The following is a 20498-nucleotide window of genomic DNA, read 5'->3' as shown; positions in this document are numbered from 1 at the left end:
GGACGGACGGCGGGAGACCTTCGGTCGTGAAGAGCTGGATCACGGACTGGCAGCGCAGTGAGCGGCTGCCGCACTACACCCGCGCCAACGCGGGCGAGACCCTGCCGGAGCCGGCCAGCCCGCTGGGCTGGACCCTGGTCTGGGGGCGCGGTCTGCACGGCTGGCGCAAGGGCTTCGTCGGCTTCGGCATCTACCACGAGGAGGAGGTGGCCGGTCCTCGACCGCCGTTCGTCGGGATGTTCGGCGGCTACTTCTACCTCAACCTGTCTCACATGCGGCTGTTCGGCATCCGTATGGGCCAGACGGCGGACCAGATCGACGCCGCCTTCGTCGGCCAGCGCTCGGACACTCCGGAGTATGTGGCGCACCCCGACGACCAGGACGGAGAACTGACCGCGAAGGCCGGTGGCACGCTCCAGCGGATGCTGGGCCAGACCAACTTCCCGGAGGCCGACGCCGACCGGGAGCGGCTGCGCCGCCTGCGCCGTGAGCGGCCGGACCTGACCGGGTTGCCGGACGCCGAACTGGTGGCGTACGCACGGTCGTTGCTGGACCAGGTGGAGACGACCTTCCAACGGCACGTCGAGTCGTCGCTGCCCGCGTCCGTCGGACCCGCGATCCTCGGACCGCTGTGCGCGAGTGTGGACCGACCCGGCGACATGCTGGACCTCATCGGCGGTCTCGGCGACGTCGACTCGGCCTCCCCCTCGGACGGGCTGTGGACGCTGTCCCGCCAGGTGGCGGCGTCGGCGGAGCTGACCGCGCTGTTCGACGAGGGCCCGGCCGCGGTGGAGCGGGCGCTCGACGGGGCCATCGGGGACGTGAAGGCGTTCCGTGACGCGTTCGAGGAGTTCCTGGCCGCGTCCGGCGACCGCGGTCCCAACGAGTGGGACATCCACGCGCTGTCGTGGGAGGCTGCGCCGGTCCAGGCGCTGGCGCTGGTCGACCGGATCCGGCACAGCTCCGACGACGGTTCCCCGGCCGCCCGGCGGGCTCGCCTGAGATTGCGACGCGAGCAGACCGCGCAGGAGATCCGGGCCGCGCTGCCCGAGGACGCGCAGCCGATGTTCGACGCCGGCATGCACGCCTCCCAGGTGTGGATCCCGGCCCGCGAGCGCACCAAGGCGAACTGTGTGACCGTCGTCAACGAGATCCGGATGGCGGTGCGGGAGCTCGGCCGCCGCGGCGTCGAGGCGGGACGCCTCGCCGCGCCCGAGGACGTGATGATGCTGCTCGACACCGAACTCGACGGCTATGTCGCCGACCCGGAACCGTTCGGCCCCGTCATCGCGCAGCGTCTTCAGGAGTACGCGGGACTGCACGAACTGGAGCCGCCGTTCTTCATCGCGGACGACGCGCGGACCGAGATCGACGCCTGGCCGCGACGCGCCGAGGAGCGCACCGAGGCCGCGGTCGAGGGCGATGCCCTCAGCGGTGTCGGCGGCAGTCACGGTACGTACACCGGCAGGGTGCGGGTGGTCACCGACCCGGCCTCGTGCGAGGCTCTGGAGCCGGGTGAGGTACTGGTCGCGCCGATCACGGACGCGGCCTGGACTCCGCTGTTCCTGGTCGCCGGGGCGGCCGTGGTGGACGTGGGTGCGATCAACAGCCACGCCGTCGTGGTCTGCCGGGAGCTGGGCATCCCGGCCGTCATCTCCGTCGAAGGCGGAACACGACGGCTGCGGGACGGCATGGTGATCACGGTCGACGGCGACCGGGGCACGGTCACCGTCGACAGCGTCCCGGCGCCGCTCGGCGTCTGAGACACCTCGGGCCCGCCGCCCCTGTGCAGGGGCGGCGGGCCCGAGGGCATGACCGCGAAAGGACCACGTGACCGAGGAAATCATCGTCGCCGGCTGGATGGACTACGAGCCCGGCGACCGCGACACCATGCTGAGGGCCCTGGTCGAGCTGGGCCGGCACACCCGTGAGCGGGAACCCGGTTGCCTGGACTACGCCATGACCGCCGATCCCACCGACGAACGGCGTATCCGGGTGTACGAGCACTGGACCTCCCGGCAGGCCCTGGACGAGCACTTCACCACCGCGCACATCAAGGACTTCCGGGCGGCCGTGGCGGGGCTGACCCGCGTCGGGGTCTGCCTGACCACCCACACCGTCGCCGCGTCACGCCCCATGCGCTGAGACGGCGCCCCCGGCGGGGGCGCCGTCTCGGTGGGATCAATCCAGCCGGACCAGCATCTTGCCGACGTTGCCGCCGTCCAGCAGCGACAGCAGCGCACCGGCGGCATTCTCCAGGCCCTCCACGACCGTCTCGCGCGCGGTGATCCGGCCCTCGGCGAGCCAGCTCGCGACCCTCTGCTCGAACTCCGGCCGCAGGTCGTCATGGTCGCGGACGATGAAGCCGCGCAGCGTCAGCCGCTTGAGGACCGCCTGGATCAGCTGGTTGATGTCCACCGGCCGTCGCTCGCCGCCGAACTGCGACATCATGCCGCACAACGCGATGCGCCCTCCGGGGCGCAACGCGTGCAGGGCGGCGGCCAGTTGCTCACCACCGACGTTGTCGAAGTAGACGTCGAGGCCGTCGGGTGCCAGCCGGGCCAGCGCCTCGCGCATCGGCTCCGTCCGGTAGTCCGCGGCGGCGTCGTAGCCGAACTCCTTCACCAGCAGGGCGCACTTGTCCGGCCCTCCGGCGGTCCCGATGACCCGGTCCGCGCCCAGCAGCCGCGCGAACTGGCCGGCGGCGGTGCCCACGGCCCCGGCCGCCGCCGACACGAGGACGGTGTCGCCGGGGCGGAGGCCGGCGATCCGGGTCAGGCCGACGTACGCGGTGAAGCCGGTCTGGCCGAGCAGCCCCAGCCAGGTGGGCAGCGGGGCGAGGCGCGGGTCGATGCGATCCGCGCCGTCGGTGTCCGCGGCATTCAGCACGGCCCGCTCCCGCCAGCCCAGCTGGTGCCTTACGAAGGCACCGGTCGGTACCGAGGAGCAGCGGCTCTCCTCCACGACCCCGAGGGCCCGGCCGTCGAGCGGCGAGCCGGGGGTGAAGTTGTGCGTGTAGTGCTTCTCGGTGCTCTCCAGCCGCCCCCGCATGGACGGGTCGACGCTCATGTAGAGGTTGCGGACGAGCAGTTGTCCCTCGCCGAGGGCCGGCAGGGGGCGTTCGTCCACGGTGAAGTCGGCAGGGACCGGGTCCCCGTCGGGTCGGCGCACCAGACAGACCACCCGCGTGGTGCGGGGCGCCACCGGGTCACTCCCCCGGCTGCCGGGTGCCGCGGCGCTGGGCGAGCCGGCCGACCCAGCCGGCCATCTGCAGATCGGCGTGGCGCAGTTCGCCCGACTGCCACCGGGCCTGGAAGTCGAAGACGCCCTGCGCTCCGGTCTTCGGGTCGGTCACCTCGACCAGGCCGTCCTCGGTGAGCCGGTACACGTGCCCGGTCAGCGGGTGGATCACTTGCTTGGCCATGGTGGGCCTCACTCCTGCACTCGGCGGCGTACGCCGCGCTTGGTCACGGTCACCGGGCCCTCGACCCGGAGCCGGCAGGCGAGCCGGGTCAGGCCGTCCACCGGCTTGCGCAGGGCCTCGATGCCCTCGCGTTCCAGCGGGTCCACGGGAGAGCAGTTCTCGGCACCTTCCTCGATCCGGACGAAGCAGGTACGGCAGGTGCCCTTGCCGCCGCAGACGGTGGGCCAGCTGTAGCCGAGCCGCCCGGCGGCGCTGAACAGGTCCTCGCCGTCGAGGACCTCGATCTCGACGTCGGAGGGCCGGATGGCCACGCGGCGGGTCACTTGTCCATCCAGTGGTCGAGCGTCCGGTTGAAGTGGCGGATGCGGCTCTCCTGGTAGTTGGCCAGGGTGATGCCCGGCTTGCGCATCGCCTTCAAGCCCTGCTGGACGTAGGGCAGGTTCTCGCAGTCCTGGTCGAAGACGGGCCCGAGCACACCGAGTTCGGGGATGTCCGCGAAGAGCATGTCCTCCGGGACCCAACGGATCCTGGCCGGAGGCGGCATCTCGCCGGGCTGCTTCGGAGCCGACATGAAGATGATCTCGGCGGTGCAGGAGTCCGGGTCGAGGCCGTGTGGCCGGAACCGGTAGATGATGTTGGACTTGGCACCGCCCCAGGGGTTGAAGTTGGGGAACAACAGGTAGTTGATGGCGTCCAGCAGTTCGGTGTCGGCTGTCTGCGAGAAGTCCTGCCGCGCGGTGGCCGCCAGTTGTTCGCGCATCCGCTGGGCGAGGACCTGGCGGGCGGTGCCGCCGGACGGGATCGCGGGCAGCTCGTCGCCCTCCTGCCTCACCAGGTCGCGACCCTGGGCCGCCGAGTAGAACGCACGGGAGTCGTAGAACGTCTCCAGCACGTCCTCCTCCGTGACGGACTCCGCCACGTGCGGGCTGGGCGCGCCCTGGATGTTGATCATCCGGCTCCAGTTCGGCTGGTCGGCCATGACGTCGTACTGGGAGTTGGCGTCGGCGAGCCACGGCAGCATCTGCGGGTGCGTGGCGATCACGTGGAAGGACTCGATGAACGCGTCCTGCGCGATCTTCCAGTTGCAGGGGAGCACCTTGGCGATGTGCAGCGACTTGTAGCGGTCCTCCAGCGGCCAGATGTAGTACTCGTCGAAGGTGCCGCGGTAGCTGTCGAAGGACTCCGCACAGGGGTCCATGTTGATGAAGACGAAGCCGCGCCAGGTGGCGACCCGGGCCTCGGGCAGGGCGAACTTCTCCGGGCTGACGTGCGGGAAGTCCCAGGCGCAGGGCGGGGTCCGCATGGTGCCGTCGAGGTTCCAGGCGAAGCCGTGGAACGAACAGCGGAACTCGCCGACGTTGCCGCCACCGGTGCGCAGCTTGCGGCCGCGGTGCAGGCACACGTTGACGTAGGCGCGGATCTCGCCGGGGGCCGTGCGCACGACGATGAGCGAGTCGTCGCCGATCTCGTAGATCTCGTGGTCGCCGACCTCGGGAATCTCGCTCTCCAGGCAGGCGAACTGCCAGACCCGCCGCCATACCTGCCGCATCTCGCGTTCGGCCCAGTCGCGGGAGGTGAAGCGTGTGGCGTCGATGTCCTCGCTGCCGAGGTGGTCGTTCCGCTCGAACCTCAGAGCGGGCGGAACGGGCCGGCTGTCCTGGTCGAGGTAGTCCTGGACGCTGGGCCCTGGGCACCGTGCGGTGACCGACTCCGACGTTTCGTCCATCTTCTCTCCTCCGGCAGAAACTTTAGAGTGAGTGTAGTTAGCAGCCCCGCCCGGGAGCAACACTCGTCACGTCGAACAGCGCCACATCGCCCGAGGTCATCACGGACAGCACTCCCAGGCCTGGAATTTTTTACGACAGCCCCTCCCCAAGCCCGCTGGGGCATGTCACACTCCGACGCACTTGAGGCTGTAGTGCCTCATAAGTTTCTCGTCCGGGTCGGCGTCTGCCGATCCCGGGCCCAGCGCCGCGGGGCACCCCTCGGCCCGCGCCGTGCCCCACGCCGGCGATCGACGAAGCCCGCTTCCCCTCAGCACCCCATACGTGCCGTCCCGGCCCGGGCGGCACAGGATCCGCCTGAACCGGAGCCGACCGCCGCGGACGCGGGGGCGCGGCAGCGCAGGCACCACACCACGGGAGTACTCAACGATGAGTTCCACACCCGGTCGCGCGGTCCGCCGCGCCCTCACCGCGATCATGCCCGTCACCGCCCTGCTCGCCCTGGCGGCGTGCGGTACGGGCGCGACGCCGGCCGCCGACACGTCGCAGGCGGCGGGCCCCGACTCGCCCGGCCTGACGGCGGCCCGCGCGGCCCTGAAGAAACACTCCGAGCGCCCGGCCTCGATCTCCGTCACCCAGCCCGTCGGCAAGAAGATCCCCAAGGGCAAGAAGATCGACTTCATCCTGTGCGGCGTCCAGTCCTGCAAGGATCTCGCCGACTTCTTCACCGAGGCCGCCGAGGAACTCGGCTGGGAGGTGAAGCAGATCGCCACCCAGGGCACACCGGAGTCCGTCCAGGCCGCCTACGAGCAGGCCCTGCGCGACAAACCGGACGCCGTCGTCGCCTCCGGCTTCCCGCGTGCCGTCTACGCCAAGCAGTTGGCCCGGCTGAAGGCCGCCGAGATCCCCGTCATCCAGTCGAACGCCGACGACCTGCTGGGCGACGGCATCTCCCTGCTCAAGAACGGGCCGGACGACGTCGGCGTCCAGGGCGAGATGCTCGCCTCATGGGTGGTGTCGAACAGTGACGCCAAGGCGAACACCGTCTACTTCGACCTTCCGGCGTACACGATCCTCAAGCCCGTCAAGGACTCCTTCGCCGCCAAGTACGGGAAATGGTGCGACGGTTGTGGACTGGACAACGTCGACGTGCCGATCACCGCGGTGGGCAAGGACATGCCGGACCGCGTGGTGTCGTACCTCCGGTCGCACCCGAAGGTGACCCACGTCGTCTTCTCCCTGGGCCTGCTCAACGTGGGCGTGCCGACCGCGCTGAAGACCGCCGGCATCACGGGCAGGCACATCGTCGTCAACGTCGGTGACGCGCAGAACTACCAGTACATCCAGAGCGGTCTCACCGACGGCGCGATGGCGCTCAACTCCCACGAGACGGCCTGGATCCAGGCCGACGCCCTGGCCCGGCACTTCACCGGCCAGCCCATGGACGTGGACCAGCAGGCGGCACTGCCCAACATGCTCGTCACCAAGGACAACCTGCCCTCGGCCGACGGCGACTTCCCGATCGTCGAGGACTACCAGGCGCAGTTCAAGGCGCTCTGGGGACTGAGTTGACCGGCCCGGTGCTACGGGTGGCCGCCCTGTCGAAGAGATTCGGCGGCACCCAGGCACTCAAGGACGTCGATCTGGAGGTGTCACCCGGCGAGATCCACGCCCTGATCGGGCCCAACGGCTCCGGCAAGTCCACCCTCATCAAGATCCTCGCCGGCTACCACCACGCGGAGCCGGGAGCGGTGGCCGAGCTCGACGGCGAGCCGTTCGACCTCGACCAGGTCACCGCCTCCCGGCACGACCGGCTCCGCTTCGTCCACCAGGAGCTGGGGCTGGTGGGTGAGCTGAGCGCCGTCGACAACCTCGCGCTCAGCCGCGGCTTCGCCCGCACGGCCCTCGGCAACATCCGCTGGCCGGAGATGGAGAGGCGTACGACCGCACTGGTCGAACGGTTCGGTCTCGGCATCGACGTACGCCGCCCCCTGACGACCGCGACCCCCGTCCAGCGCGCGGTGGTGGCCATCGCCGCCGCGCTGCAGGGCTGGGAGGGCCGGCGTGGAGTCCTGGTCCTCGACGAACCCACCGCCGTGCTGCCGCCCTGTGAGGTGGCGCGGCTCTTCGACATCGTGCGGGAGGTACGCGACGCCGGCGCCGGCGTGCTGTACGTCTCGCACCGGATGGACGAGATCTTCGCACTCGCCGACCGGGTCACCGTGATCCGCGGCGGACGCCGGATCGCCACCCGGCGGGTCGACGGACTCACCCCGCGCTCGCTGGCGGAACTGATGGCGGGCGAGGAGACCGAGACCGACCACCGTCCGGCCTACCGCCCCGGCGCCGACGGGGCCGACGAAGCGGTCCTGGAGGTCCGCGACCTGCGGGCCGGCCCCCTGCGCGGGATCGGCTTCGACCTGGCCCGCGGTGAGCGGCTGGGCATCACCGGACTGGTCGGCTCCGGCCACGAGATCGTGCCGTACGCGGTGTGCGGGGCCCACCCCGGGCGGGTGAGCGGCAGGCTGCGGCTGCCGGAGCGCTCCGCACACTGGACGGACGCGCGCCAAGCCGGCGGGCTGGGCCTCCCCCTGGTCCCCGCCGACCGGGCGAGTGAGGGGGTGATCGGCGACTTCTCGGTCGGCGAGAACCTCACCCTCCCCCTCCTGGACCGGCTCCGGTCCTGGGGCGGACGGTTGCACCGGCGCCGCGAGTCCGCCCTCGCCGAGGACTGGATCGAGCGGGTCGGGGTGCGCACGGCGGGCCGCGGGGCCCGCGTCACCACCCTGAGCGGCGGCAACCAGCAGAAGGTCGTCATGGCCCGCTGCCTGGCACAGCGTCCACCGGTGCTGGCCCTGTGCGAACCCACGGCGGGCGTCGACATCGCCACCCGTCTGCAGCTGTACGACCTGATAGAGCGCCAGGCCGGCGAGGGCATGGGCGTCATCGTCTCGTCGTCCGACACACAGGACCTGCTCGCCCTGTGCACCCGCGTCCTGGTGGTACGCGACGGCCGGATCGCACGCGAACTCGTCGGCCGTGACATCACCGAGCCCGCGCTGGTGCACGCCATGGAAGGAACCGAGTGACATGACCCCCACCACCCCGACCCGGCCGGCGGTGCCCGTGCCGACCGCACGGGTCCGGCGGGCGGCGTCCGCCAAGGCCTTGCTGGCGGCGTCCCTGTCGTTCCGGAACATCGGCGCCGTGTACGTGTGGCTGGTCATCGCCGTGCTCTTCTCCGTCTGGGCACCGGAGACGTTCCCGACCACCACCACGGTCAAGCAGATACTCAACGGCAACGCCGTGGCCGGACTGGTGGCGCTCAGCGTCGTACCCCCGCTGGCCGCCCGGGTCTTCGACCTCTCCGTGGCCTTCACCATGTCGCTGACCAGCGTGCTGACCGCCTACTTCCTGGTCTCCACCGGGCTCGGACCCGCCGCCGCGATCGCCCTGGCGATGACCGCCGCGCTGGTGATCGGGGTCGTCAACGGGATCGTGGTGGTGGTGCTGCGGGTCGACTCCTTCATCGCGACCCTGGCGACCGGTGCGCTGATCCAGTCGGTGATCACCATGGTCACCAACGACAGCTCCATCACCGGTGTACGGCTGCTGGCCGAGCCGTTCGCGAGCATCGCGCAGCTCGACGCGGGCGGCATCACCCTGCCGGTGCTCTATCTGCTGCTCGCCGCGACTGCCATCTGGTTCCTCCTGGAACACACCGCCACCGGGCGCCGGTTGTACGCGACCGGCTTCAACACGGACGCGGCTCGGCTGCAAGGGGTGCGCACCGACCGGCTGCGCTTTCTGACCCTGGTGTCGTCCGCGCTGCTGTCCGGGTTCGCCGGAATCGTCTTCGCGTCCTCGGTCGGATCGGGATCACCGACCGCGGGCACCCCGTATCTGCTGTCGGCCTACGCCGCGGCCTTCGTCGGGGCGACCCAGCTGCGCGCCGGCCGCTTCAACGCCTGGGGCACGGTCCTCGCGGTCCTGCTGCTCGGCACCGGCGTCACCGGCCTCGGGCTCGCCACGAGCGCGCCGTGGGCCGCGAGTCTGTTCACCGGTGCGGTCCTCATCGTCGCGCTGGTCCTGACGGGTGGCCGGATCGCCCTGCCCGCTGTGCTGCGCCGCCGCAGGGGGAACCCCTCGCACGAGGGACCCGGGGCTCCCGCGACACCCGCTCCCGGTGAGGAGGACCGCGAGTGAAGGCTCTGCAGTACCTCAGGGTGGGGCAGGCCCCGATGGCCTACGAGCGTCTGCACGCCGGGGACATCAACGGGCGGGCGGTGGTGCCGCCGCACGGCTGAACGAGGGGGCAGGCCCAGCGCCTTTCGCCCCCGCCGCCCCTTCCCGTCCCCTCAACGGGGGAGGGGACGGGGCGGCGGGGGCGAACTACTCCGGTCCCCGCACACCCACCGCCCACCTCACACAACGTCGCAGCACCGTGAGGAACTCCGGTGTCTCCCACGGCCCCCGGTCCACGCGCCCGGTGTCGTCCACTCCGAGATCCTGCACGTCGTACCGGCCCCGGCAGTGGCCGAGGGTGAAGTAGCAGACCTCACCGGCACCGTGCCGCTTGAGGTACAGGACGGGGCGCGGCGCGTCGTCGAGCGCCGCGTCGCTCTCCGCGAAGCCGCGGCACGGACCCTTGTAGTCGGTATGGAGCAGCACCTCCAGCTCGCCGTACAGCTCGCACACGTACAGCTCGTCGGTGACCGTGAACGGTTCGACGCCCTCGACCAGCGGGTGGTCCGGCCGGGTCACCCGTACCTCGTACGGCGCGATCGGCGGGTGGGCCAGGAACTGGCTGCCGAGCACGGCGGCGACCTCGCCGAGGAGCCGCGGAGTGGTGAACACCCGCGGTCCGCCGGGAGGGGGCGACTCGATCACCGCGTTGGTGCCGTGCAGGGCGAGCCAGCGCCCGCCCCGCTCCACGAACCGTGCCAGCGCGGCCCGTTGCGACGGTCGGGGCCGTACGTCACAGGTGTAGGTGACCAGGAGGTCGGCGCTCTGGAGTGCGGGTACGCAGTCGTAGTCCTCGTAGACCCGCGTGCGGACCCGGGGGTGACCGTCCAGCAGCTCCAGCAGCCGCAGCCGCGCGTGGTCGAAGTCGTGCCACCTGCCGCCGCAGACCAGTACGGCGTCCAGACGGCCGGCCGGGCCCGGCACGGCTCAGTACTGGACGCGGGTCAGCAGCCCGCCGTCCACCACGAGGTTGACCCCGACGCAGAACGAGCCGGTCCGGCCGAGCAGGAACGCCACGGCGCCCGCCACGTCCTCCGCGGTGCCGTAGCGGCCGATCGGCAGCTTGGCGAGGACCTCCTCGTACACCTCCGGACGGCTGGTGCGGATGGTCTCCCAGGCTCCGCCGGGGAAGTCGACGGGGCCGGGCGAGACGGTGTTGACGCGGATGCCTTTCGGCGCGAGCGCGTGCGCGAGGGCCGAGGCGTGCTGGACCACGGCGGCCTTCAGCGCGGAGTAGGAGTTGGCCCCGGCGGGTCGGGCCGTGTCGGAAGCGTTGGTGGTGCCGATGGCGACCACGGCGGCCCGGTCGGAGGCCTCCAGGTGGGGCAGGGCCGCCCCGACGAGTCCCGCGAACGGGATCAGGTCGCCGCGCAGGCTCGCCTCCCACGACTCGGGGCCCTTGACGTTGCCCGCCGAGACGTTGGACACCAGCAGGTCCAGTCCGTCGAGGGCGCCGGCCGCCCGCTCCACGAAGCCCGCGAGCGCGGCCGGGTCGGTGACGTCGACCGGCTCGGCGAACACCGTCGCACCCTCGCCGCGCAGTTCGGCGGCGGCCTTGGCCAGCGCCTCCTCGCCCCGGGCGCACAGCGCCAGCGCGCAGCCCTCGGCCGCCAGGGTTGCGGCGATCGCCCGGCCGATGCCCCGGCTCGCGCCGGTCACCAGTGCCTTCGCGCCTGTCAGTCCCAGATCCATCGCTCTCACTCCTTTGTGGTGGGTGACGGGTGTGCCGTCGTTCAGTTGTCGGTGAGCCGCGAGAACGGCACCCGGTCCACGCGGGGCTCCGGCGGCAGCCTCAGTACGCGCTCGCCGATCAGGTTGCGCTGGATCTGGTCGGTGCCTCCGGCCAGCCGGTAGCCGGGGGCGCCGAGCAGATGCTGCGTCCAGGCGAACGTGCCCGGCTCTCCCGTGTCGGCACAGATCCGGCCGCCCATGAGGTCGGCGGCGACCTGCCCGGTTCGGGTGAGCAGGTCGGAGGCCATCAGCTTGGTCAGGGACGCCTCGGGGCCGGGCATGCCGCCGGAGGCGTTCGTTCTGGCGACGCGGTCCACGGTGGCGGCGCGCAGCTCGGTGCGGACGTACAGGTCGGCGAGGCGTTGGCGGACCAGTGGGTCGTCGGTGCGGCCCAGCGAGCGGGCGAGGGCGAGAACGTCCGTGAAGGTGCCGCCCTTGCGCCGGTTGCCGCTGCCGGAGGCGGTCCGTTCGAAGCCGAGGGTGGTGGTGGCGACCTCCCAGCCCTGGCCCGGGCGCCCGATCCGTAGCCGGTCCGGGACGCGGACACCGCTGAGGAAGACCTCGTTGAAGGAGGCGCCGCCGCTCATCTGGCGGATGGGGCGCACCTCCACACCGGGGGCGTCCATCGGGACCAGGAAGGCGGTGATGCCCGCCTGTTTGACGACGTCCGGATCGGTGCGGGCGAGCAGCAGGCCATGGTCGGCGAACTGTGCTCCCGAGGTCCACACCTTCTGCCCGTCGATCACCCAGTCACCCCCGCTGCCGGCTTCGGCCGCGATGGCGGTGCCCGCGTCCTCCTGCCGGGCGCGGGTGCGGACGGCGGCGAGGTCGGAGCCGGCGCCGGGTTCGCTGAAGAGCTGGCAGGCCAGCAGGTCGGTGCGCAGGAAGGCGCGGGCGAAGTCACGGCGCTGCTCGGCCGTTCCGAACAGGGAGACGGCCATCGCGACCAGGCGCACGGTGACACTGATCAGCTCGGTGGACTGCGGCACGTCGAAGGCGGACTCCTCCTCGGCGAAGGCCGCCACGTGGGCGGCGGTCAGGCCCGCCCCGCCCAGGTCCGCGGGCAGCGTCAGCGCCTGGTACCCGGCGTCGAAGCGGGCCCGCTGGTAGGCGCGACAGTGCTCCAGCAGCAGACGCTCCTCGGCTTCGGGAAGGTTGTGGAACACGGCGAGGTCGGCGGCCTCCGAGGCCGTCTCCGGCGCTCTCGCCGGTTCGAGCACGGTGGCCAGCCACTGTCGGACCTGTGCGCGCCACGCGTCCGGATCGGGCGGGGACATGACTCCTCCTTGGAACGACACTTACCAGATGACAGTTGCAGTAACAGTGATCAGGAAGCATCCGAACCATCCGCTCAATCATGCGGGGATGCGCTCGGCCTGGGTCAGAGTGTTCCGCACTTTCTTGATAAACGCTACAGTCTCCGCATCGACTCTCCCTGAATGCGGGAGAGGACCGAGGAGCCGCCCGGAGGAGCCATGTCGCAGTTGCCACTCGACCGTCGCGTCCGGAACACCCCGGACGAACCCGCCCTCGTGGACGACTGGGAGGTGCTGTCCTGGTCCGAACTCGCGGACCAGCTGGCGCGGGCGTCGGGACGGCTGCTGGAGCTCGCGCCCGGTCCGCACGACCGGGTCGTCGTGCTCGGCGACAACGCCATACCGACACTGGTGGCCCATCTGGCCGGACTGCGGGCCGGCGTGGGGACCGTGGCCGCGTCCCGGCATCTGACGTCGGGCGAACTCGTGGACCAGATCACCGACGCGGGCGCGACCGGCATCATCGCCGGACCCGCGGGCGCCGGCGCCGCTCTGGACGCGGCCCGGGAACTGGGTCTGCCGCTGGTGCTGCACGGGACCCCGGCGATCGGGCACGCCTTCGACTGGGACCTGTGGCTGGCGGCCGCGCCCACCGGGCGCACCGTCCCCGCGGACCGGCCCGCCCGGCCGCCCCTCGTCTACACCTCGGGAACCACCGGCCGGGCGCGCGGCACCGAGGTGCGCTGGGTGAGCGGTCCGGTCGCCGACAGCTCCGCCTATCTGGCCGCGATGTCCGCCCGGTCCGGATTCCCGCCCGGCCCGCACCTGGTGTGCGGGCCGCTGCAGCACAACGCGCCTCTGACGGCACTGCGCCATCTGGCGGCGGGGCAACAAGTGGTCGTACTCGGCAGATACGACCCGGCGATCTTCCTCAGCCGTGTCACGAAGTGGCGGGTCACCTCCACGGTCATGGTGCCCACCCACTTCCAACGGCTGCTCGCCCTGTCGGCAAAGACACGTGCCCGGTACGACGTCTCCAGCCTCGCGCAGGTCTCCCACACCGGGTCCGCGTGTCCGCCGGACGTGAAGCGGGCCATGATCGAGTGGTTCGGTCCGGTGCTGACCGAGTCGTACGGGGCGAGCGAGGCGGGCACCGTGGCCCGCATCAGCAGCACCGAGTGGCTGGCCCATCCGGGCTCGGTCGGGCGCGCCCGGCCCCCGTTCGAGGTCCTGGTGACCGATGACGACGGCCAACCACTGCCGCCCGGCGAACGGGGACTGCTGGCGTTCCGCGCGCCCGAGGACCAGGGCGTGCGCTACCACGCGGACCCGGACAAGACGAAGTCCGCCTACCTCTCCCCCGGCGTCTTCACCCTCGGCGACATCGGCTACGTCGACGTCGAGGGCTACATCTTCATCACCGACCGGGCCGCGGACGTCGTGGTCTCCGGCGGTGTCAACCTCTACCCGGCCGAGAGCGAGGCGGTGCTGCGGCAGCACCCCGCGGTCGCCGAGGTCGCGGTGATCGGCGTGCCCGACCCGGACTTCGGCGAGTCGCTGCGGGCGCTGGTCGTGGCAGCCGTGGACGGGACGCCGGCCGAGGAGCTGGACCGGTTCTGCCGCGACCGGCTGGCCGCATACAAGTGCCCGAAGTCGTACGAGTTCGTTCCCGAGCTCCTGCGCAACGCGATGGGCAAGCTCGACAAGCGCGCGATGCGCCGCCCCTACTGGCAGTCCGAGCGGACCATCGCGGGCTGAACCGGGCCGACCCGCGACCGCCGACAACCCCCGACAACGCCCTCCGGCCCCCGACCCCTCGCACGAAGGATCATCGATGACCGAACTCCTCCTCATCCGGCACGGTCTCCCCGTGGCGGGCGTGTACGACCCGGGACTGTCGCCGCAGGGCACGGCCCAGGCGGAGCGTCTTGCCGCCTGGCTGATGCACGAGGACGTCGACGCCCTGTACACGAGCCCGTTCCAGCGAGCCCGCGAGACGGTGGCACCCCTGGAACGGCTCACGGGCATGACCGCGACCGTGCTGGACGACCTGCGCGAGTGGGACACGGACGTCTCCCAGCCCTACACCCCACCGGAGCAGATCGGCGCCGACGATCCTCGGGCGGCGGCCCTCGCCGAGGGGCGGTACGAGGACTTCGTGCCCGATCTGGACTGGGACGCCTTCCGCGCGCGTGCCGTACGGGCCATGGACACGGTTTTCGACGCCCATTCCGGCGGGCGGGTCGCGGTGGTGTGCCACGGAGGCATCACCAACACCTATCTGGCGACCGTGCTCGGCCTGCCCACGATGTTCTGGTTCCATCCCGGCTACACCTCGGTCAGCAGGGTGCGGCGGCTGCCGGGCGGCCGGATCGTCCTGCACTCGGTGAACGAGACGGCCCACATGATCGCCGAGCGGCCCGCCGAGGCGGCCGTCTGACCAGCCCCCTCACCCCAGCCCTCCACCCGCCGCCCGCCCCGCCCCCTCGCCCTCCGTCTGACCCGCCCTCTCGTCCCCCGGGCCGACCCGCCCCCACTCCCGCAGGAGGTCCCGGCCATGCCCGGATCCGTCATAGTCGCCGGAGCCAGAACGCCCATCGGCAAACTGATGGGCGCCCTGAGCACCGTGTCCGCCGTCGACCTCGGCGCCCATGCCATCGGCGCGGCGCTGGCCGCCGCACACCTGGACCCGGCCGCCGTGGAAGCCGTCGTCATGGGCCATGTCGTGCAGGCCGGGGCCGGCCCCAATCCGGCTCGGCAGGCCGCGATCCGCGCCGGCATCCCGTTCTCCGTCCCCGCGAGCACCGTCAACAAGCTCTGTCTGTCGGGTCTGCACGCCATCGCCCTGGCCGACCTCATGATCGCGTCCGGCCGGCACGAGGTGGTCGTCGCGGGCGGCATGGAGTCCATGTCGGGCGCCCCCCATCTGCTGCGCGGAGCGCGCACCGGCTGGAAGTACGGTGCCGCCGCCGTCGAGGACGCCCTCGACCGGGACGCCCTCGTGTGTGCCTTCGACGGCGTCTCCATGGGCGCGGCCACCGAGCGGTACCAGCAGCCGTTCGGGCTCACCCGAGAGGAGCAGGACGAGTACGGCGCGCTCTCGCACCAACGGGCCGCCCACGCCCAGGAGTCCGGCGCGTCGGCCGACGAGATCGTCCCGTTCACGGTGCCGGGACGCCACGGCGGGACGGTCGTGGACACCGACGAGGGCGTACGGCCGGACAGCACCGCCGAGAGCCTGGGGCGCCTGCGACCCGCGTTCTCCGGCGGGGGCACCATCACCGCGGGCAACTCCTCACAGCTCTCCGACGGCGGCGCGGCCGTCGTCGTGATGAGCGCGGAGCGCGCCCGGCGGGAGGGTCTGACCCCGCTCGCCGGGATAGGTGCCTACGGCACGGTCGCGGGCCCCGACCCCTCCCTGCTCGTCCAGCCGGCCGGGGCGGTCCGCGACGCCCTGTCCCGGGACGGCCGGCTCAAGGCCGCCGACCTGGATCTGTTCGAGATCAACGAGGCGTTCGCCGGAGTGGCCCTCGCCTCCGTACGAGACCTGGACATTCCCCTGGAGAAGGTGAACGTCAACGGCGGCGCCATCGCCCTCGGCCACCCGGTCGGCATGACGGGCGCCCGCTTGGTGCTGACCCTCGCGGCGGAGCTGCGGCGACGCGGCGGCGGCAGCGGAGCGGCGGCCCTGTGCGGAGGTGGCGGTCAGGGCGACGCGCTGCTGCTGCACGTCCCGGCGCAGGCCTGAACCCCGGAGCTGACACACCATGAACGACCGACCGTCCCTGGCCGAGACGATCCTCACCGTGGCGACCCGCGCCCCCGCCGCCGACGGTGTCCTCTCCCTCACGCTGCGCCGCCCGGACGGCGACGCACTCCCCGCCTGGACGCCGGGCGCCCACATCGACGTACTCCTGGACCGAGACGACGGCGAGGGCGGCGCCCTGATCCGTCAGTACTCCCTGTGCGGGCGCCCCGAGCAACGTGAGGCCTGGCAGATCGCCGTGCTGCGCGAGCCGCGGGGCCGCGGCGGCTCCGTGTACGTCCACGACCACCTGCGCGAAGGCGACACCGTCCGGGTCCGCGGACCACGGAACAACTTCCCGCTGCGGCCCGCAGCACGCCATCTGTTCGTCGCGGGAGGCGTCGGCATCACACCGATTCTTCCCATGGTCGAGGCCGCCGAGGCCGCGGGGGCCGACTGGCGTCTGCTGTACGGCGGCCGCACCCGTACCTCCATGGCGTTCCTGGACCGTCTCGCCCCGTACGAGGACCGCGCGCTGATCCGCCCTCAGGACGAGTACGGCCTGCTGGACCTCGCCGCCTTCCTCGGCCGGCCCGAGCCGGAGACCCTGGTGCACGCCTGCGGTCCCGCACCCCTGCTGCGGGCCGTACGGGAGCAGTCCGCCGACTGGCCCCCGGGCACGCTGGGCGTCGAGCGGTTCGCCCCGGCAGAGGTGGCCGGGGCCGGCTCGGCCGGGGCCTTCGAGGTGGAACTCGCCCGCTCCGGGCTCACCCTGATGGTGCCGGCGGACCGCTCGGTGCTCGAAACACTGGAGGAGGCCGGCGTCGCGGTGGACTTCTCCTGCCGTGAGGGCACCTGCGGCACCTGCGAGACCGACGTTCTCGGCGGCAGGCCCGACCACCGCGACTCCTTGCTGACCGAGGACGAGCGGGCCGCCGGCGACACCATGCTCATCTGTGTCTCCCGCTCCTGCGAGCCGCGCCTGGTACTCGACCTCTGACCCGGGGGACCGCCCGCACAGCCCCTGTGCCGCTGCTCACATCCTCGTGGCCACTTCCGGCAATTTACTAGGACGTCCTAGTATCTCTGTAGCAGTGTCACACCGAACCGTCCGGGAAGGCCCCCATGAGCGACCTGCACCAACCCGTGCACCCCGTCCGCCTGGTCACGGCTTCGGCCCTGTTCGACGGACACGACGCGTCGATCAACATCATGCGGCGGATCTTCCAGTCCCAGGGCGCCGAGGTGATCCACCTCGGACACAACCGGTCGGTGCAGGAGGTCGTGGACGCGGCGCTGGAGGAGGACGCCCACGGTGTGGCGGTCTCGTCCTACCAGGGCGGACACGTGGAGTACTTCGAGTACCTGGTCGAGTCGCTGCGCGCGCAGGGGGCGGACCACGTCCGGGTGGTGGGCGGTGGCGGCGGCGTCATCGTGCCCGAGGAGATAGCCCGGCTGCGGGCGAGCGGGGTGACCATCTTCTCCCCGGAGGACGGTCAGCGGATGGGGTTGGCCGGGATGGTCAACTCGGTCGTGCGGGACTGCGACTTCGACCTGTGGGACGGCAAGCCGGCCGAGGTCGCCGCCGTACTCGCGGGGGACCGGTTCGCGATCGCCCGTGCCGTCACCGGAGCCGAACTCGGGAAGCTGCCGGAGGACTTCCTGGACCGGCTGCGGGCCGCCGCCTCGGCCCGGATCACACCGGTCCTGGGCATCACCGGCACCGGCGGTTCCGGCAAGTCCTCGCTGACCGACGAACTGGTACGCCGGTTCCGCATCGACCAGCAGGACAAGCTGCGGATCGCCGTGATCGCGGTCGACCCGACCCGCCGCCGGGGCGGCGGTGCCCTGCTCGGCGACCGGATCCGGATGAACTCCCTCGACGGCAGCCGGGTCTTCTTCCGGAGCCTGGCCACCCGCGGCAGCCGCGAGCTGCCCGAGCACCTGTCCCACGTGATCGACGTGGTCAAGGCCGCCGGTTTCGACCTGGTGATCGTGGAGACGCCGGGCATCGGGCAGGGCGACGCGGCGATCGTGCCGTTCGTCGACACCTCGATGTACGTGATGACGCCGGAGTTCGGCGCCGCCTCGCAGCTGGAGAAGATCGACATGCTCGACTTCGCCGACGTCGTGGCGATCAACAAGTTCGAGCGGCGCGGCGCCAAGGACGCGTTGCGTGACGTGGGCCGTCAACTGGTCCGTAACCGCGAGGCGTTCGGCATGCGGCCCGAGGACATGCCGGTGTACGGCACCTCGGCGGCCACCTTCAACGACGACGGCGTCACCGCGCTCTACCAGCACGTGAAGACCGCCCTGGCCGAGAAGGGGCTGCCGCTGCCCGAGGGCACACTGCGACCGGTCGACGCGCGGCACTCCTCCGGCATCCGCCAGGTCGTGCCCGCGGACCGGGTGCGCTATCTCGCCGAGATCACCGACGCCGTCCGCGCCTACCACGCCGAGACCGGCCGGCTGGCCGAGGCCGCACGCCGGGTGCAGCGTCTGGACACGGTGAGGGGCGAGCTCGTCGACGCCGGTCTCGACGCGGACGACGTGGGGTCGCTGCTGGCGGACGCCCGCCGACGGCTCCCGCACGACCTGGGCGAGCAGATCGCGAAGTGGCCCGCCGTCGTCGCCTCCTACTCGGGCGACGAGCAGGTTGTGAAGGTCCGGGACAAGGAGATCCGCACCAGGCTGACCCGCGAGTCCCTGTCCGGCAACAGGATTCCCCGCGTCGCGCTGCCCCGGTTCACCGACCACGGGGAACTCGTGGGCTTCTGGCGCCGGGAGAACCTCCCCGGCCACTTCCCCTTCACCGCCGGAGTGTTCCCCTTCAAGCGCGACGGCGAGGACCCGGCCCGGATGTTCGCCGGTGAGGGAGACCCGTTCCGCACCAACCGGCGCTTCAAGCTGCTCTCCGAAGGCCAGCCGGCCACCCGTCTGTCCACGGCGTTCGACTCGGTCACCCTCTACGGCCGTGACCCGGACGAACGTCCCGACGTGTACGGCAAGGTCGGCACCTCCGGGGTGTCGGTGGCCACGCTGGGGGACATGAAGGCGCTCTACGACGGCTTCGACCTGGTCGCGCCGACGACCTCGGTCTCCATGACGATCAACGGGCCCGCGCCGACCGTCCTGGCGTTCTTCCTGAACACCGTCATCGACCAGCAGGCCGACAGGTTCCGCGCCGCCGAGGGCCGCGACCCGTCGCCCGAGGAGGCCGCCGAGCTGACCGCGCACGCGCTGGCGAACGTGCGCGGCACGGTGCAGGCCGACATCCTCAAGGAGGACCAGGGCCAGAACACCTGCCTGTTCTCCACCGAGTTCTCCCTGCGGATGATGGCCGACATCCAGGAGTGGTTCATCGCGAACCAGGTCCGCAACTTCTACTCGGTGTCCATCTCCGGCTATCACATCGCCGAAGCCGGGGCCAACCCCATCAGCCAGCTGGCGTTCACCCTGGCCAACGGCTTCACCTACGTCGAGGCCTACCTCGCCAGGGGCATGCGCATCGACGACTTCGCCCCGAACCTGTCGTTCTTCTTCTCCAACGGCATGGATCCGGAGTACGCGGTGCTGGGCCGGGTCGCCCGCCGCATCTGGGCCGTGGCGATGCGGGAGCGCTACGGCGCGGGCGAGCGCAGCCAGAAGCTGAAGTACCACGTCCAGACCTCCGGCCGCTCCCTGCACGCCCAGGAGATGGACTTCAACGACATCCGCACCACGTTGCAGGCGCTCATCGCCATCTACGACAACTGCAACAGCCTGCACACCAACGCCTACGACGAGGCGGTCACCACCCCCACCGAGGAATCCGTACGCCGGGCCCTGGCCATCCAGCTGATCATCAACCGGGAATGGGGCCTGGCCATGAACGAGAACCCCCTCCAGGGATCGTTCATCATCGACGAACTCACCGACCTGGTCGAGGAGGCGGTACTCCAGGAGTTCGAGCGGATCAACGAACGCGGCGGCGTGCTCGGCGCCATGGAGACCGGCTACCAACGCGGCCGCATCCAGGACGAGTCGATGCTCTACGAACACCGCAAGCACGACGGCACCCTGCCCCTCATCGGCGTCAACACCTTCCGCAATCCCCACGCCGACACCGCCGAGCCCGGTGTCATCGAGCTGGCCCGCGCCACCGAGGTGGAGAAGCAGTCCCAGCTGGACCGCGTGCGGGAGTACCAGGCCGGCCACCGGGACCAGGCCCACGCCGCCCTGACCGCTCTCAAGGACGCGGCGGTGAGCGGCCGCAACGTCTTCGCCGTCCTCATGGACGCCGCCCGGGTCTGCTCGCTCCAGCAGATCACCGAGGCCTTCTTCGAGGTCGGCGGCCAGTACCGCCGCAACGTCTGAACCCCAGCCCCGGAAGC

General features: G+C 71.5%; 17 protein-coding genes. 10 read left to right on the top strand and 7 right to left on the bottom strand.

All coding sequences use genetic code 11. The annotated features are described in order from the left end of the window. Positions 1 to 26 precede the first annotated feature (26 nt). Entirely contained in the window at positions 27 to 1763 is a 1737-nt protein-coding gene (locus OG858_RS43630) for a PEP-utilizing enzyme (protein WP_086749814.1), read from the top strand. A gap of 67 nt (positions 1764 to 1830) precedes the next feature. Continuing rightward, a complete protein-coding gene (locus OG858_RS43625) occupies positions 1831 to 2145 on the top strand; it encodes a putative quinol monooxygenase (RefSeq protein WP_086749813.1) in 315 nt (104 codons plus the stop codon). A gap of 36 nt (positions 2146 to 2181) precedes the next feature. Here the strand turns inward: OG858_RS43625 and OG858_RS43620 are convergent, their stop codons facing one another. From OG858_RS43620 to OG858_RS43605, 4 genes are read right to left on the bottom strand one after another with little or no spacing between them, the layout of a single operon-like run. Then, positions 2182 to 3204, bottom strand: a complete 1023-nt coding sequence (locus tag OG858_RS43620; protein WP_086749812.1) for an NADP-dependent oxidoreductase — start codon at positions 3202 to 3204, stop codon at positions 2182 to 2184. Between the two features lie 4 nt (positions 3205 to 3208). Continuing rightward, a complete protein-coding gene (locus OG858_RS43615) occupies positions 3209 to 3424 on the bottom strand; it encodes a transposase (protein ID WP_086749811.1) in 216 nt (71 codons plus the stop codon). Between the two features lie 8 nt (positions 3425 to 3432). After that, positions 3433 to 3747 (bottom strand): 2Fe-2S iron-sulfur cluster-binding protein, encoded by a 315-nt coding sequence (locus OG858_RS43610; protein WP_086749810.1) that lies wholly within the window; start codon positions 3745 to 3747, stop codon positions 3433 to 3435. Then, entirely contained in the window at positions 3744 to 5150 is a 1407-nt protein-coding gene (locus tag OG858_RS43605; protein WP_086749809.1) for an aromatic ring-hydroxylating oxygenase subunit alpha, read from the bottom strand. The genes OG858_RS43610 and OG858_RS43605 overlap by 4 nt, the downstream gene beginning before the upstream one ends. Positions 5151 to 5577: 427 nt before the next feature. Here OG858_RS43605 and OG858_RS43600 point away from each other — a divergent pair, with 427 nt between their 5' ends. The 3 genes from OG858_RS43600 to OG858_RS43590 are packed head-to-tail and all read left to right on the top strand — an operon-like array spanning position 5578 to position 9354. Next, complete coding sequence (locus OG858_RS43600; protein WP_086749808.1) at positions 5578 to 6720, top strand: substrate-binding domain-containing protein; 1143 nt, start codon at positions 5578 to 5580, stop codon at positions 6718 to 6720. Further along, positions 6717 to 8237, top strand: a complete 1521-nt coding sequence (locus OG858_RS43595; RefSeq protein WP_319065821.1) for a sugar ABC transporter ATP-binding protein — start codon at positions 6717 to 6719, stop codon at positions 8235 to 8237. Before OG858_RS43600 ends, OG858_RS43595 begins: the two co-directional genes overlap by 4 nt. A gap of 1 nt (position 8238) precedes the next feature. Then, positions 8239 to 9354 carry an ABC transporter permease gene (locus OG858_RS43590; protein ID WP_327725831.1) on the top strand — a complete coding sequence of 372 codons (1116 nt, stop codon included), beginning with the start codon at positions 8239 to 8241 and terminating at the stop codon, positions 9352 to 9354. Between the two features lie 186 nt (positions 9355 to 9540). Here OG858_RS43590 and OG858_RS43585 read toward each other — a convergent pair whose 3' ends face one another. From OG858_RS43585 to OG858_RS43575, 3 genes are read right to left on the bottom strand one after another with little or no spacing between them, the layout of a single operon-like run. Continuing rightward, positions 9541 to 10317: a ThuA domain-containing protein gene (locus tag OG858_RS43585; protein ID WP_319065819.1), complete on the bottom strand. Its 777-nt coding sequence runs from the start codon at positions 10315 to 10317 to the stop codon at positions 9541 to 9543. A gap of 3 nt (positions 10318 to 10320) precedes the next feature. Further along, positions 10321 to 11085, bottom strand: a complete 765-nt coding sequence (locus OG858_RS43580) for an SDR family NAD(P)-dependent oxidoreductase (protein WP_086754427.1) — start codon at positions 11083 to 11085, stop codon at positions 10321 to 10323. 41 nt (positions 11086 to 11126) lie between these two features. Then, positions 11127 to 12401, bottom strand: a complete 1275-nt coding sequence (locus OG858_RS43575) for an acyl-CoA dehydrogenase family protein (RefSeq protein ID WP_319065818.1) — start codon at positions 12399 to 12401, stop codon at positions 11127 to 11129. Positions 12402 to 12599: 198 nt separating this feature from the next. Here OG858_RS43575 and OG858_RS43570 point away from each other — a divergent pair, with 198 nt between their 5' ends. The 5 genes from OG858_RS43570 to icmF all read left to right on the top strand — a co-directional run bounded on the left by OG858_RS43570 (position 12600) and on the right by icmF (position 20481). After that, positions 12600 to 14138: an AMP-binding protein gene (locus OG858_RS43570; RefSeq protein WP_319065817.1), complete on the top strand. Its 1539-nt coding sequence runs from the start codon at positions 12600 to 12602 to the stop codon at positions 14136 to 14138. A 76-nt stretch (positions 14139 to 14214) separates the two neighbouring features. Next, positions 14215 to 14820, top strand: coding sequence for a histidine phosphatase family protein (locus OG858_RS43565; protein WP_327747772.1), 606 nt, complete (start codon positions 14215 to 14217; stop codon positions 14818 to 14820). Between the two features lie 117 nt (positions 14821 to 14937). Next, entirely contained in the window at positions 14938 to 16128 is a 1191-nt protein-coding gene (locus OG858_RS43560) for an acetyl-CoA C-acyltransferase (protein WP_319065816.1), read from the top strand. 19 nt (positions 16129 to 16147) lie between these two features. Further along, complete coding sequence (locus OG858_RS43555) at positions 16148 to 17125, top strand: PDR/VanB family oxidoreductase (protein WP_319318053.1); 978 nt, start codon at positions 16148 to 16150, stop codon at positions 17123 to 17125. Positions 17126 to 17250: 125 nt separating this feature from the next. Next, the gene (icmF, locus tag OG858_RS43550; protein WP_319065815.1) at positions 17251 to 20481 is read left to right on the top strand and encodes a fused isobutyryl-CoA mutase/GTPase IcmF; all 3231 of its coding nucleotides are present in this window, start codon (positions 17251 to 17253) and stop codon (positions 20479 to 20481) included. The last annotated feature ends 17 nt before the right edge of the window (positions 20482 to 20498 follow it).

It is taken from the genome of Streptomyces europaeiscabiei (assembly GCF_036346855.1).
Taxonomy (GTDB): Bacteria; Actinomycetota; Actinomycetes; order Streptomycetales; family Streptomycetaceae; genus Streptomyces; species Streptomyces europaeiscabiei.
Note: the sequence above shows the minus strand (reverse complement) of the source record. Positions and strands in the feature narration are given on the sequence as shown.